Annotated in this window: 8 protein-coding genes and 4 pseudogenes; 4 read left to right on the top strand and 8 right to left on the bottom strand. The window is 67.5% G+C overall.

Features of this window, described 5'->3' with window-relative positions; all coding sequences use genetic code 11:
* Nucleotides 1-292: 292 nt before the first annotated feature.
* Complete coding sequence (locus ACFV6X_RS34995; protein WP_385390422.1) at nt 293-490, bottom strand: hypothetical protein; 198 nt, start codon at nt 488-490, stop codon at nt 293-295.
* Nucleotides 491-1,402: 912 nt separating this feature from the next.
* On the opposite strand from ACFV6X_RS34995, the gene ACFV6X_RS34990 reads away from it, so the two are divergent.
* On the top strand, nt 1,403-2,599 hold the full coding sequence (locus ACFV6X_RS34990) for a Ca2+-dependent phosphoinositide-specific phospholipase C (RefSeq protein WP_385390420.1): 1,197 nt from the start codon (nt 1,403-1,405) through the stop codon (nt 2,597-2,599).
* 1,545 nt (nt 2,600-4,144) lie between these two features.
* Here the strand turns inward: ACFV6X_RS34990 and ACFV6X_RS34985 are convergent.
* Nucleotides 4,145-4,696 carry a hypothetical protein gene (locus tag ACFV6X_RS34985; RefSeq protein ID WP_385390419.1) on the bottom strand — a complete coding sequence of 184 codons (552 nt, stop codon included), beginning with the start codon at nt 4,694-4,696 and terminating at the stop codon, nt 4,145-4,147.
* Nucleotides 4,697-5,336: 640 nt separating this feature from the next.
* Here ACFV6X_RS34985 and ACFV6X_RS34980 point away from each other — a divergent pair.
* Entirely contained in the window at nt 5,337-5,498 is a 162-nt protein-coding gene (locus tag ACFV6X_RS34980) for a hypothetical protein (RefSeq protein WP_385390417.1), read from the top strand.
* An 824-nt stretch (nt 5,499-6,322) separates the two neighbouring features.
* On the opposite strand, the pseudogene ACFV6X_RS34975 reads toward ACFV6X_RS34980, so the two are convergent.
* Nucleotides 6,323-7,375 (bottom strand): annotated as a pseudogene (locus ACFV6X_RS34975) (IS3 family transposase).
* Nucleotides 7,376-7,469: 94 nt separating this feature from the next.
* Here ACFV6X_RS34975 and ACFV6X_RS34970 point away from each other — a divergent pair.
* A complete protein-coding gene (locus ACFV6X_RS34970; protein ID WP_385390416.1) occupies nt 7,470-7,649 on the top strand; it encodes an antitoxin in 180 nt (59 codons plus the stop codon).
* A gap of 18 nt (nt 7,650-7,667) precedes the next feature.
* Here ACFV6X_RS34970 and ACFV6X_RS34965 read toward each other — a convergent pair whose 3' ends face one another.
* The 4 genes and pseudogenes from ACFV6X_RS34965 to ACFV6X_RS34950 form a co-directional block, all read right to left on the bottom strand.
* Nucleotides 7,668-10,130 (bottom strand): SpoIIE family protein phosphatase, encoded by a 2,463-nt coding sequence (locus tag ACFV6X_RS34965; protein ID WP_385390415.1) that lies wholly within the window; start codon nt 10,128-10,130, stop codon nt 7,668-7,670.
* A gap of 449 nt (nt 10,131-10,579) precedes the next feature.
* Nucleotides 10,580-10,722 (bottom strand): annotated as a pseudogene (locus ACFV6X_RS34960) (IS1380 family transposase); the annotation flags it as partial.
* Between the two features lie 347 nt (nt 10,723-11,069).
* A pseudogene (locus ACFV6X_RS34955) lies at nt 11,070-11,186 on the bottom strand (ATP-dependent DNA ligase); the annotation flags it as partial.
* Nucleotides 11,187-11,556: 370 nt separating this feature from the next.
* Nucleotides 11,557-11,904, bottom strand: coding sequence for a DUF6233 domain-containing protein (locus tag ACFV6X_RS34950; protein ID WP_385390414.1), 348 nt, complete (start codon nt 11,902-11,904; stop codon nt 11,557-11,559).
* Between the two features lie 1,293 nt (nt 11,905-13,197).
* On the opposite strand from ACFV6X_RS34950, the pseudogene ACFV6X_RS34945 reads away from it, so the two are divergent.
* Nucleotides 13,198-13,343, top strand: a pseudogene (locus tag ACFV6X_RS34945) (transposase); the annotation flags it as partial.
* A 512-nt stretch (nt 13,344-13,855) separates the two neighbouring features.
* Here ACFV6X_RS34945 and ACFV6X_RS34940 read toward each other — a convergent pair.
* Complete coding sequence (locus ACFV6X_RS34940; RefSeq protein WP_385390412.1) at nt 13,856-14,116, bottom strand: transposase; 261 nt, start codon at nt 14,114-14,116, stop codon at nt 13,856-13,858.
* Between the last annotated feature and the right edge of the window lie 198 nt (nt 14,117-14,314).

Here is a 14,314-nt window from a genome sequence, read left to right as displayed (position 1 = left end):
GATCCTCAACTCCCTCGCCGACTACCTCACCAAGGTCGGAACCACCGGCCAGCAAACAGAGCAGAACTAACCCTAAGGATTTCTGGCGCAGCACACTAGCCAGGGGGCGGGTCCGAGGACGGCGTACAGGGTCGCGGCGAGGCTGGCGGTCGAGGTGATGGCGAGGGCTGCGACCGCGTGTCTCATCGCGGGCTCTTCCTGGTGAGGAGGGCGCGGCCGGCTCGGTGGAGTCCGAGGAGGGCGGCGGAGATGAACGGGGCGCAGACGATGCCGATCCCGAGTCCGTAGGCGGTCATGCAGCCACGCTCACTTCGGCCAAGGGCACGCCCGACTGAAGCTGCCGGGACAGGGACCGCACCCTCTCGAATGCCTTGGCGTCGCGCTTGTTGAGGCGGCGCTGTGTGCTGGGGGTGAGCTGGGCCCAGCAGGAGCGGCACAGGTACTGGCCGACGCCGCGGGCGGCAGGGCAGGCGAGGCAGGTGAGTTTCATGCGGCTTCCTCGTAGTCGGGTCGGGTACGGCGGGCGATGCGTCGGGCGACGAGTGGTCGGCGGGCCCAGGTCGGGTGGCGGGTGGCTCGGCGGAGGGCGCGCCAGGTGGTGCGTGCGGTCCACCAGAGGGCGGCGGTCGTGCCGAGGAGGAGGGCTGTGGCGAGGACGCCGCGTCCCAATCGTTCCCGTGGCCATCGTCATGCTGCGCGCCACGAAAGGCCCCGGCATCCCTGACGGGCCGCGCACGGTGAGCAGTGAGGCCTCGAGCTCTCGCTCGTCATCGTCTGCGTGAAGCCTACGTGGCTGAGCGCCGGGCACCGCCGCTGGCAGCTGCGCTCGCTCTTCCCCGCACCTGCGGCCGGCCTGCTGCTCGGGCGCGGACCGGCTGCCCGCCTGTGACATAGGGGCTGCGACACGTCGCCGAGACCCATGCCGAACAGTCGTCGGGTCTGATTTGTTGGCCGGGTTTTCCGGCTCCTCGCCCGGAAGCAGTGGTCTGCTTGTTGCGTGCCGCGCCTGTCTGCTGCGCCGCAGCCTGGGCGGGCAGCGCTGTTCTCATGGGCCGTTGCGGCTATGGGCGCGGGCTTTGTAGCGGTCGATGTTGTCGCTCAGGCGGTGGACGGCATCGGCGCGGGCGCGTGGGATGCGAACTGAGCAGGCCGAACTGATTGCGATCGGGGATGCTTTCTTCCCCGAGGACGGGGCTTGAGAGCGAAGCGAGTGCGGTTCGCCGGCCTTTCACACCATGGCGGTGTCGCCGGTCACCATGCTGGCGGGGGTTCTCGAGCGGGGCGCAGACGTGTGGCCTGTTCAGGCAGGATTCATTTTGCCGGTGATCTTGCGGAGAGTGGAAGGCACTGTCAGGACACAACTGATCTCTAGGTTGCGAGGGTTGTCACTTATGGAGGACTGATGATTACTCGTGCCCGCCTTGGCGTCATACTTGCCGCCGCGTTGACGACGGTCTTCACGAGCGCCGTCGTGCCGAGTGCCGTCTCGGCGCAGCAGCCGAACCCGGACGCCGCGAGCGCCACCGCGCACTCCGGCAAGGTCCGGATGAACGAGATCCAGTTCATGGGCGCCCACAACGCCTACCACCGGGAGATGCAGGGCGTCGAGCTGGCCGAGTCGATCAAGATCGACCCTGGTTATCCGTCGTGGGGTTTCTACTCGCACGCGTCCGTCTCGGATCTGCTGGGCCGGCAGAACGTGCGCGCGCTCGAGTTCGACCTGCTGCCCGACCCCGACGGCGGCCTGTACCAGCACCCGCTGGCCCGCAAGCGGGCCGGTCTCGGCCCGATCGACGACCCGGCCATGGCCGCACCCGGCATGAAGGTCGTCCATGTCGCCGACCAGGACTACAACTCGACCTGCCGCACCCTCGTGGTCTGCATGCAGCAGGTGAACACCTGGTCGAAGGCCAACCCGCAGCACGCGCCGATCATCCTGCAGCTGGAGCTCAAGCAGACCGACGACCGCTGGGAGAAGCTCGGCGGCGCGGTCAGCCCGGCGTGGAGCGGCAAGCTGCTCGACGACCTCGACAAGGAGATCCGTTCGGTCTTCTCCGAGTCGCAGCTGATCACCGCTGACGACCTGAGCCGCCCCGGCCTGACGCTGGAGCAGTCGATCCTGAAGAACGGCTGGCCGACCCTGGACTGGGCACGCGGCAAGGTGATGTTCTTCTTCGACAACGGCGGCCCCGGCGCCATCCGTGACATGTACCTCGACGGACACCCCAACCTGCAGGGCCGCGCGGCCTTCACCCGCGGCAACCCCGGCGACGCGGATGCGGCGATCACGATGGTGAACGACCCGCGCGGCGCCAACGAGGCGACCATCCGCGACCTGGTCGAGCGGGGCTACTTCGTCCGCACCCGCTCGGACGAGCCGCTGAAGACGGTCATCAACAACGAGTTCAGCCGTGTCCAGACCGCTCTGGCCAGCGGCGCGCAGATGATCACGACGGACTTCCCGAGCGTAGGCATGGCCGCCCGCTACAACAGCGACTTCGTCGCCGAGCTGCCCGGCAACGAGCCGGTCCGCTGCAACCCGGTGACCGCGCCGCGCAACTGCCACGACGACAGGCTGGAGTCCTCGTCCACCCGATGAGCGCGTTCTGAAAGGCGGCCGGCCGATCCCGGACGGCCGCTTTTCCTTTTCCGAGTTTTGTGTGTCCTGTTCGAACTCGCACTGGGCCCTGAAGTCGGTCTCGAGTCGGCGCACCAACCTGCCGAACGCGAGGCTGGCGGCGGCGCGGACGTAGTGCGCGGGTGGCGCGGCGATGGCGGCCTTGAACGGGCGGAGGTAACGCTGGACGGTCTGGATGCTTCCGGCGACGCCCAGGGCGGCAATCTCCTGGTGGAGCTGGGCACTGTTGTGACAGCCCTCGTTCCACCGCTGGTGGAGGTACGGCGTGTATTCGTCCAGGATGGTGGACCGGTCCAGCTGTAGTGTCCGGCAGATGGCCTCCAGCGTGCTGCCGCTGTCCAGGAGCTGTGGCACCGCTGTGTAGCGTTCCCTGGTCCGGGTCACCACGCGGCGCTCTCGTCCGCAGACGTCGAGCATCCCGGCAGCCGATGCCGGCGGCGGTGGCGTCTGCCAGGTGTCGTCACTCGTTGCTGGGGCGGCCAGTACGGTGTTCTCGAACGCGGTCCGGACGCAGGCGTGGTGGGCGGAGACGGTCTTTTCGACGGCTTCGCCGAGGTTGTTGGGTCGGGTCCGGGCGCGGTTCCTGGATCACTCCAGGACCGTTTCCCGGACCCGCCCGCCCGAACCCGGCGTGCGACTTTCACCGCACCGGGCTCTCCACGAGATCATGCCGTCAGGATCGGTTCGGTCAGAGCTCCGGCCATGGTGTTGGGATGCTGTTGCCTCGGTAGCGGTAGCTGAGTTCGACGAGTCGCACAATGCTCCCTTGCTGTACGGCACGGGCAGGCGGTGGGCAGCCGTCAACACGCCGTTGAAACACACCATTTGTCACGCGGTGAGGAAAACTCTAGCGCCTGATGAGGCGTGAGAGAGCCGAGATCTGAACGTTGTGGCCGTCCTACCTGCGCATGAGAAGCGCAGATCAAATCAGAGCCCGGATGCTCCGCCCGCGGTCTCCCGTGCTGGACTTCGCCCTGCGCCAGGGCGTTGGAGGAGTGGATCAGTTCGGTGTGTGCCGGCCCTCGGGCTCTGCCCCGGCGGATGCCAGGATCGCTTCTCCTGGCGCCGTATCGAGGGCACCGCAGCGGCAAAACCAGCCCAGGCACCAATCCCCGGGGTTCCAGCGGGGCGTTCGGTGCCCGCACTGGCGACCCGCAGCAGCGGCTGTCACGCTGGCGGACTCCCCGTCGTGACCTACGCCCGTAGCTGGGCCGAAGACTTGCCGCACCCTCTCGAGCTCACGCGCCGTGACGGAGTCCGCGATCAGTCGCCGGATGAGCCGAAGCACGATAGATGTCACCGGTAAGGGGCGCGGATCGGCGTCTTTGTGCCAGGCGTGGCAGAGCAGTTGTCACTGGATCTGCACGCTACTTGTCATCGGCGAGGGGCGAGGCAGGCTTGCTGTCACCGGACACGTCGCAGCTGGCGAGGCGTATGAGTCGGATCGTTCGGGGGCTCAATGCTGGCCGATCTGTCATCGCAAAATATTGCTTGCCCGACGCCACTTCACAGCTGGTACGGGTCGGTGAGGCCGGTCACCGGGACACCGGAACGCCGGGAGATCAGTCTGGCGAGCTCACCTACGTCGCTGTACGTGGTGTTGAACCTCCACACAGCTTCGCGGCCGGTCACCCGCGCCGTGAACGCCACCTCGTAGGCGAAAGCGCTGCCCGCCGGAAGCGAGCCAATGGCGAACTGCGTCTTCTCGCCCTCTATCGACCGGATTTCCGACCACGCCACGCTGACCACGCGTCTGCCGGCGGCGTCGACGAAACCCTCCGAGAACAGGTAGAGCCCACCACGCATGCGCTGAAACCAGACATAACTCCATGTGATGCTGATCAGCAGGCCGACCACCACAACGCCGCGACCCCAGACGTTCTCCGGCCCGTTGACCAGGAAGTTCATGACGACGACGAGGATCACCAGACACGCCGCGGCCCCGCCGAGGCCGGGGCGGCGGCGCACCCGCTGCTCGAACTCGCCGAGGTTCGCGCGGGCGGCGCGGGCCAGCACGCGAAGCGCTGGCGTGTCGGTTGGCTTACTCGTCCCGGCCATCGGGCCATGGTAGCGAGCCAACCGCTCTCGACCGCCAGGCTCGCGTCCAACACCGCAACGAACTGAACGTCCGCGAGCGGCGGTGCGGTGGCGCTGCGGACACGGCCAGTGGGAAGCCCTGGACGGCGCCCTGGCCAATCTCCACGACGCCGACGCCTGGCAGCAGCGTGACGACGAACGCCGCCGTCAACGCGACGAACAATACGAGCGTCAACAGCAGCGGGCAGTGAGCTGGGGTCAGTCGGCCACCGCACCGCAGCCGGTGCCGTTGCAGGAGCGCTTGGACCACCTGCCCGCCGCGCGGCGCCCCAAGCCGCTCTCGCCGCCGGCCGATACAGGCCCTTGCGGTGTCCGGTGGGTGAGGGGACGCGACTGCGGTGCTCCGGGGGCGACTTGATGGGGATACGGCCAGGGGGGTGGGCACAAGCGCGACCGTCTGCCTGTGGGGACCTCGGCGCTGACGAGACAGGCTGCCCGTTGGCGCAGGCACGGCTGGATGCCGAGGGGCGGCCGACCCCCATTGACTTTGCAGACCCTCAATGTTCGGGCTCTCTCAACTCGCCCATAGACAGCCACACACGACCGCTACAGTGTGTCGGGAACATGCCGAACAGCCATCACAGGGGGATGTATCTCAACCGTGGCCAGCTACTACCAAACCAAACCGGGGGGGTTTGGTTTCGGAGACTTGGAGAAGGCCTGTGAGGAGTTCCAGGAGTCCTGGTTCTACGGCGTCGAACAGCTTCAAGAGGCTGGTGGCACCCTCGAGCGGGCCATGAGCACCATGAACGACTTGGGATGATGATGAACACTGATCCCCAGCGCGCCATGCCCTCGCCGAACACGCACCCCTCGTCTCCGGCTGTCCCCTATTCGTTCGTGACGTACGCGTTGAAACCTGACTTCGGCAGGCCGCGCCCGGGTGTCAGCGACCGGTGGGAGCTCCGCAGTTTGCGCTTCGCCCGCGGCAGCGGTGCGCCGCTGGCGGAAGCCCTGCGCTATGAGAAGCACGGTCACGAGTCGGCCATCTGGATGTACAACGGTCTCGACGGCGCACCGCTCGGTTGTCTCACCCTCCGCGCCGAGACGGCCTCAACCCCGACACGCGAATTCGAGGTCTACTCGCCGGAAGGCGCGCAGACTGCTCGGATCAGCTTCCGGCCCGGGCGTCTCCTTCCGTGGCCACGACGGGGCCGGTGGACGCTTCAGGTCACATCCGGAGAGAGATTCGTCGGGAAGGTCGGCACCTGGTATGGCTGGACTTTGTCGGTCGGCCTGTCCCCCCTGTGGGTGCCGCTCTGGCTCGTAATCGTCGTCTGCTTCTGGCTGGTGGAGGGACCGCGAGACAGCCACGGGAAGCCTAGATCCATTCGGTGGTCTGGCACCGGTGAGGGCTCGGCTCTGACCTACTCGAGCAGGCCCGGGTTCCGCCTCGATCCTCGACGTCTCGACTTCCGCATCGCCTACGCCCAAGCACTCGCCGTCGGCTTGAACGACCCGCGCACAGTCCGTCCTGCGTAGCGCCGTTGACCAAGGGAGCATCCGCTCGCCGGAGCACATCGACACGTGCGCGCTGTTCGCCAACAAGCCCAACGGGGCTTCCACCCTGATCGTGGACACGGGTTGTCACGCAGCTATGGCCAGCGTAGTTGATCTCTGTTCGAAGACGACCGGAGCGAGGTAGCCGATCGCCGAGTGCCTGCGCCGGTGGTTGTAGTAGCCAAGCCAGTGGAACACTGCGAGGCGGGCGGCTCGTGCGGTGGGCCAGCCGCGCCGGCCGGGCAGGATTTAGCTGGGCTCCGTGATCGCTGTGGAAGATCACGCCGTTCACCCGGCCGCCGCGGGTGCGGACGGCCGCGTCCAGGGCATCGGTGACGAGCTGGGCGCGCATGTGGTCGGCGATCGACCAGCCCAGCAGGCGCCGCGAGTGCACGTCGATGACCGTGGCCAGGTAGAGGAACCGCTCGCCGGCGATCGGCAGGTAGGTGATATCGCCGATCCAGACGGTGTCGGGGGCGGCGGCGGTGAAGTTCCGCTGCAGCAGATCGGGCACCGCCTGACGGTCCGGATCCGGGATCGTCGTGCGATGTCTTCTCCGCAACCTCCGCCCTGCAATGGCGTGTTGACGCATCAGCCGCTCGATGCGCTTGCGATTGACGAGCAGACCGCTCTCACGGAGTTCGGCGGTGATCCGCTTGGACCCGTACGTCTTCCCGGACGAGGCATGGATCGTGCGTATTTGCCGGGTGAGGGCCGTGTCGGCGGCCTTCTTCGCAGCCCTGGTCGGCGCGGCTTTCAACCAGCGATAGAACCCGGACCTCGACAGGTTCAAAACGGTGCACAGCCGCTTCACGCCGACGGCGTCACGGTGGTCGGCGACGAACTGGAAGCGGCTCACCAGCTGGTCTCTCCCGCAGAATACTTGGCTGCCCGGCGCAGGATGTCGCGTTCCAACTCCAGCTCGCGGACCTGCTTGCGCAGTGCGGCAATCTCGGCGTCCTTCGCCGACTCGGCCACCGCCTCGGGACGAGCCGTCTTCTCCGCGGTCTTCACCCACTGCCGCAGCGTCTCGTGATTAACCCCGAGCTCGGCCGCAATCTGCGAGACCGGACGACCCGACGAGCGCACCAGCTCGACGGCATCAACCCGGAACTCCGCCGGGTACTTGTAGGTCCCCACCTGGGACTCCTCTCCTGGACTCAAGATCCAGTGTGGAGGTGTCCACGATCAAGGTGGAGGGCCCCTGCCAATCCGCCTTCAGAGGAGGACAGCCATGTCGATCATCGACAAGCTGAAGGGCATGCTGGTCGGCCACTCGGACACGGCCAGCGGCACCGCCGAGAGGCCAGGTGACCCCTTCGCCCAACACCCGGGCGCCAGCAAGGTCGATATGGCCCAGGGGAAGACCAAAGAGTTCATCGACAGACAGAACACCCAACCGCCTGAGCGCTGACCCCGCTCGCCGAACCGCTCAGCGCCCAACTCGCGGCATGGACGATTGAGGGCCGGATTGATCAGGCAAGTTTGCTTCGGCCCATACGACCTTGCGGCCTGGCGCCGGGCGGGAGCCCCATCTGTGGGAGAGCTGGGCGACCAGGGCGAGGCCGCGGCCGTTCTCGTCCATGGTGCGTGCGCTGCGCGTCCGCGGGGAGCGGGGGTCGGTGTCGGATACTTCGATGGTCAGGACCTGGTGGTGGATCAGGCGCAGGTCGATCGGGCCGGTGCTGTGGCGGACGGCGTTGGTGACCAGTTCGCTGATGATCGACTTCGTGGAGTCCTCAAGAGCTTCCATGTCCCATTCGGCCAGCTGGCCGGCGGCCAGGTTCCGGGCGCGGCGGGCGGCGGTCTCATCATGGGGCAGGGCCCAGGTGGTGACCTGGGCTGGGGCGAGTGCGCGGGTGCGGACGAGGAGCAGGCTGGCGTCGTCGCAGGCCTCCTGATCCTGGACGGGCTCCATCGCGCGGGTGCAGAGCTCTTCCAGGGGCAGATCCGGTTGTGCGAGGTCGGTGCCCAGGCGGTGCATGCCGTGCTCGATGTCCTGGTCACGGGTCTCGATCATGTCGTCGGTGTAGAGAGCGAGGAGGGTTCCCTCGGGCAGTTCCAGCTCCATGGCCTCGAAGAGGACTCCCAGCCCGATGCCGAGGGGGGCTCCGGTGGGAAGGTCGGGGAAGGTGACCTGGCCGTGGGGGTCGACGATCGCGGGCGGGGGATGCCCGGCCGCGGCCATAGTGCACCGGCGGGTGACCGGGTCGTAGACGGCATATAGAAGGGTGGCGCCCACCGGCGCGGTGCCCTGCTCCGGATCGTCGTCTCCCTCGGCCTCTCGCTGGACCGCTTCATCGACGTGCGCCAGCAGTTCGTCGGGGGCGAGCTCCAGGCCGGAAAGCGCGTGGACCCCGGCGCGGAGCCTTCCCATCGCGGCGGCGGCGTTGATGCCGTGTCCGACCACATCGCCGACCACGAGTGCCACGCGGGCACCGGACAGCGGGATCACATCGAACCAGTCGCCCCCGACGCCCCTGTCGATGTCGGCGGGCAGATAGTGCGAGGCCGCCTCGACCGCCGCACCGCCACGCAGACGGCGCGGCAGCAGACACCGTTGGAGCGCGAGGGCCGCGGTCTGCTCGCGGCGGTACTGGCGAGCATTGTCCAACGACACCGTGGCGCGCCTGAGGAACTCTTCGGCCAGGAGCATATCCTCCTCATGGAACGGCATTGGATTCTCGGTGCGCACGAACACGGCCACACCCAGCAGCGCACGCCGCGCGCGGATGGGGGCGACCATCACGGAGTGCATGCCGTGCTCATGGATCTTCTGCGCCCGCGCCGGGTCCTGGTCGATCCATGAGCCCGGAGCGGCGTCCAGGAGTGACTCCAGGCAGGACCTGCCGGTGCGCAGGACCTCGGCGTAGGGCGAGGCGGGTCCCATGGGCACCGGCTCACCGTGCAGCCACAGGGATTCCGGGATTCCTTGGACGATGGAGGCCAGGCCGGCGCGTCGGAGCACGGGGAGGCGCTCGCCCACGGTGCCGGCGCGGATCGGGGACCCCTCGCCGAACAGGACCGACTGCTCCAGGTCCACGGTGACAAAGTCGGCGAACAGGGGCACGGCAAGTTCGGCCAGTTCCTGACCGATCTGCGTGACATCCAGGGTCCTGCCCAGGCGTGTGCCTGCCGCACCGAGAATCGCCAGACGCTCGCGCTCCAGTCGGCTCTCAGTGAGATCGGCGCTGATCATGCACACGCCCAGCGCTCGGCCGTCGGCGCCCTGGAGACAGGAGATTGAAACAGCGCAGGGGCGCTCCTCACCCAGCCTCGTCGGCAGCCACGTCCGGTATTCGTGAACCTTGGTGCTACCGCTCTGGAGCACTTGCCGCATCACCGCCTCGATCGTTTCGGCCTCAACACCGGACCACGCGTCGGTGACTCGACATCCGAGCCGCTGGTCTCGGAAGATGCCGTCGTGGCTCTCCATCGCGTCGTTCATCCAGGTGCAACGCAGCTGCAGGTCACGCATGACGACACCGATCGGCGCGCGGTCAAGAATCGACCCCTGCACCAATGCGTTCACCGCGTCCCCGGACGGCACGCCGATATCAGTGGCGGACACAAGCCACCGCACTGCTCCGCCCTGCCCCCGCACCAACGAGATTCTCAAGCCGACGTCGAGCCTGCGGCCGTCCCGATGGCGCACCGCCGACACCCCCGACCAGCCGTTCCGGGCCCGGCACTGCTCGACGTACGCCGCCATTGTCGGCGCTGCCCCGAAGCGTGGCAGGACGAGTACGGCGGACCGGCCGACCACCTCTCCGGCGCAGTAGCCGACAAGGTGCTCGGCGGCCTGCGTCCACGCGACCACCGTCCCCTGCTCGTCGAGCAGCGCGAACGCCGTGTCGGATATGTCAGACGTCTGTATCTGCCTACCGAATGTCACTCGGTCAGTACTGATCGTGGTCTTGGGCATCGAGCTGTTTCGTCCTCGGATAGCTTGCGATGGGCCAAAAGGGCAAAAGGCTCAGTCGTCCCCTTACTGGACAATTGACCGGGTGGTTTTCTGTCCTGTGACAACGCCGCAGCCTGGGCCGACATCCGTCCGGTCGTCATGGAGCCTGTGACCGGCTGCGAGGCGGGCGCAGCACGTGGACAGCAACCGGGAGGAGACGGCTTTGAGTGTCTGGCGGCGCCTGGCGTCCTCGGGCCATCGGTGCTTTCTGGCGAGTTACTGCTGGTAGGCGTTGACGGCGCGGCGGTAGCGATCGACGAAGCCAAGGGCGAGCATGAGGGCGCCGGCCGTGAAGGCAATGATCAAACGGGAACAGGCCCGAGCTGGGTCTTCATGAGGTGGCCTTCACCCGAGGAAACTGGCCGCGGACCGTGGAAGCCGGCGACACACTCATGGGTGCCGCCGCCGGAGTCGGTACGGATCAAGGTCTGCCGTCCCCGCCGGAGCCGCTTCGGCAGCAGGGACAGGGTCAGCTGCATGGCTTCAATGGGTCGGCGGCGGTGTTGGAACCCGCGTTGCCCGGGCATCCGGTGCTCGGCTTCGATCGGTGTACTGAAGGCGTTGCTCGGTGCGTAGCGGCCCAGCAGCAGCGTTCTGGGTGTCCTGGGTGCTCCGGTGGCCGCGCCTACTATCGCTTCCTGTGTCTCGCGCACTTTGTACTTGCGCCATCCGCGCACCGAGGGCTCGTACACGCTGTCGAGCCGCTTGAAGACAACCCCTTCCACGCCGGTGGCCGTCCAGGTGAGCCAGTCGCGGACGGTGGTTGCATCGGTGGTCGAGGGGCACAGCGCACGGCGCCGTCAGCTCATGCCGGGGGAACAATTTCTCCAGGGCGGCCATGCGCCGCCGGTAGGCCCACCGGGTGGTGTCCGTGCCTTTCAGGCGCAGCAGGTCGAAGGCGACGAAGTGTGCCGGCCAGCCGCGGGCGAGCCGGGCTGCACTGGCGACGCGTGCTTGCAGGCGGCCTTGCAGGCGCTCGAACGCCACTCGCCCGGACTCCCACACGATCAGCTCGCCGTCCAGCGCGGTCGCGTCGTGCCATGTGCGTTTCGTTAAACGGCTCCATACCCGGCGAGACGACGGCGCCTGCCAGACGGTTCGCCGCACGGGAGGCGATCACCTGAGCGAGTGGGTTCCCTGGCGAGCTTGATGGCGATCGCCAGGGATTGGGCGCGGCTGACAGGCGGGTAGCGGGAGGGGCCCGGAGCCGGGCACGCCTCCGGTCCTCTCCCCGGCGTACGCGTCCCCGGGGGTTGACGTCCTGTACGCGTCGCCGTGCCCTGCCCAACGCGGGCAGCGCAGAAAGGTTGTGTCACCCCCACCGGCGAGCCCAGCCGGCACACTGGCCGGGGCCTTTTCAGTCGAGGATGCCGAGGGCTGTGTCGGGTCGGCAGTGGATGCAAGCCGGAACCTCCTGGCGCAGGGCGTCGAGCGCCTGCTGCCGGGTCGCCGGTCTGCACGGTCCGCTCTGGGCTGCTGCCCACCAGTCGCCCGTATGCACGGCGTCCAGGTTCGTGTGGTTGAGGCAGTACTGGACCAGCCAGTCCGGCGGTGCCGGTCGCCTCTCCTCTCCCCGGCGCCGCTCTGCCTCGCGTCGTTCCTCATCGGCGATCCAGCGGTCGAGGAGCCGCAGCTGCCCGTACTCCCTGCGAACGTTGCGGGGAGTAGGGGCCTTCCTGCATTCAAAGGCCCCTACTCCATGCACAGCCCGTTAGGGCTTGCGGTCCGGCACTGACTCGGGCAGTGCCGCGTACCAGCCCTGGACAGCCAGCCAGAATCCGACCAGCACTACGGCGACAAGCGCGGTGCGGCCCGCGTACCCGGCAACGGGCGGCCCGATCATCCATCGCCGAGGCAGCGACCACGCTGACAAAGCGGCAACCACTCCGACGAGGACGGTCAGCGGAAGCTCCGCGTACAGCACGCTCCAGTCCGGTCCTGCTTCGAATCCGGCGCGCGCCCGGAGTTCGGCATCCCTGGCCCATCCCAGCAGCCCTACGAATCCACCAGCCAGGGCCACCCCAGTACCACTCAGTGCTTCAACGCGTTCCCTCATGATCACTTGAGACGCTGGCTGCTCCGCGGGAGTTCCCTGAGAACTGCATGTTTTCCATTGAGAGGCTGAAGGCACCCGGCCCGGTCACCCTCGAACGTCTTCACTGCGCTGCCGCTGCTGCTTTCTCTGTCTTCTTCCTTCCAGCGCCATGTCGCGTCGCCGCCTTCGCCTGACTGCGGTCATTGCCAAAGGGGTATTCCGCCCCGATTCGGCCGTTACACGCCGTCGGGGGCCACCCCGGCGAGCGGTCCACCAGTCCATGAAGACCTGGGCCTTGTCGTCGAAGCGGCGGTCCACAAGGGACATTGGAGCGCGCAGCGGTATCCGACGTCCATCCGACACGTGCACGACCACCGTCCGGACCCCAGCGGTCTTCCGGACCTCCAGGCCGATGATGTCCCGCCACGCGATATCGCGGCGCCTGCCCCCGCGAAGGACGAGGAAGTTGTCGCTGAGCTCGACACGGTAGTGAGGGGACAGGACTGGAACGACCACGCTCGCGAGCATGGCTGCCGAGACCAATGTCCGCAGCTCCACCGCCGTCATGCGCCCACCAGCGGCCGCCACGAGCACGTACGCCAGCACGGTGCCCACCAGACCGCCGCCCAGCAGTGGCGCGGCGGGTCTGCACCACTCCCAGCCGGAAGGTCGGCGCGGCGCCGCCGGCGCTGCTTGGGGCAAGGGGCCCGGCGGAGCCGTTCATCTGGATCACCGTTCACTGAAGTGGTTCCGACGCGGTGAACACGCGCCGAAGGTGAAACGTACAGCCGTGCGGACGGGCCGTGTCGGTCGTGTCCGACTAGCTTGATCTTTAACGTCCGGTGTCGAATGGCTCGTCGAACTTGATCACCCGGTTCCGCAACTGCCGTACACGGAGGCGGCCTTCGTCTGAACATGTGCGCCGACCAAGGAACACGTACATTCAGCACGAAGGCCGTGAGGATGAGGTTGCTGCACCACGACGCCCGGCGAGAGACGTTGACGCAACTGTCACGCTTCCGGGGCGAGTTCTACTCCTGCCCCTGACCGCTCGTTCGGACGCGTTGTTCCAGCTGGCCGCTGCTGTCCTGTGCAGCGACGGGCCGTTGATCCCGTACTCGACCGCATGGCGCTGGCGGTAGTCGGTCGGGTCGAAATGCGGCGGCCGGCCGCCGCGGGAGCCGAGCTTTTGGCGGTTGCGCGCCTGGTCGGGCTTGTCGGGGATGGTGCAGCGGCTCCCGCGGCGGCCCAGGTAGGCGCGGTTTTGACGGGAGGCGTACGCCTCGTCCGCGCGGACCCGATCGGGGCGGACGCGTGGCCGGCCCGGCCCGATGCGGGGTACGCGGACCTTTTCCAGCACGGGTTCGAACTGCGGCGAGTCCCCGCGTGGCCCTGCCGTGATCATGATCGGCATGGGCTTCTGGCCCTGCTCGACGGCCAGTGGAGTTTGGTGGTGAACCCGTCGCGCGACCTTCCCAGCCCGTGATCACGGGGCTCGGTGAAGATGCCGCCCGGTGGTTCCTTCTGCAGGTCGCCCTGCTTGCGGGCTCCGGCCGCATGCTGATGGGCGCGGCACACTGTGGAGTCGACGCTCAAGGCCCACGTGATCGCACCCTTCGCGTCAGCCAGGGACTGGAGCCGGGTGAGGATTCGCTGCCAGGTGCCGTTCCGCTGCCATCTGCGGAACAGGTAGAAGACCCGGTTGCACGGTCCGTACGCGACGGGGAGGTCCCCACCACGGAACGCCGGTCCGGACCCGGAACCGTATGCCGTCGATCAACTGCATCCGCGGCCAGAGGGGCGGCCGCCCTGCCCTGACGCCCTTCGCTAACAGCGGTTCCAGCGCCGCCCACTGCTCATCTGTGAGATCTCCCCGACCCACGAACCGTGATCATCCACAGTCCAAGATCCACTTTCGATGCACGGCCTAGGGTCCCCGTAAGAGATTGGTGGTGCCCCCCCAGTGTAGCGGGGGGGCCACCCGAAGACCAGGTCAGCCCACCCGTTCCGTAGCGGCTGTGTATTATAAACAAAAGACGCAGCCCACCAAAATGAGAGTGTATATATCGGTGGTCGCCGA

Source organism: Streptomyces sp. NPDC059861 (genome assembly GCF_042731435.1).
GTDB lineage: Bacteria > Actinomycetota > Actinomycetes > Streptomycetales > Streptomycetaceae > Streptomyces.
The sequence above is the reverse complement of the archived record's forward strand: the minus strand, read 5'-3'. Positions and strand labels throughout refer to the sequence as shown.

Bases quoted from the DNA above. Each gene is read 5' to 3' on its own strand.
- ACFV6X_RS34970 (WP_385390416.1), top strand. From the start codon at position 7,470: ATGTCGATCATCGACAAGCTGAAGGGCATGCTGGTCGGCCACTCGGAC.
- ACFV6X_RS34985 (WP_385390419.1), bottom strand. From the start codon at position 4,696: ATGGCCGGGACGAGTAAGCCAACCGACACGCCAGCGCTTCGCGTGCTG.
- ACFV6X_RS34990 (WP_385390420.1), top strand. From the start codon at position 1,403: ATGATTACTCGTGCCCGCCTTGGCGTCATACTTGCCGCCGCGTTGACG.
- ACFV6X_RS34995 (WP_385390422.1), bottom strand. From the start codon at position 490: ATGAAACTCACCTGCCTCGCCTGCCCTGCCGCCCGCGGCGTCGGCCAG.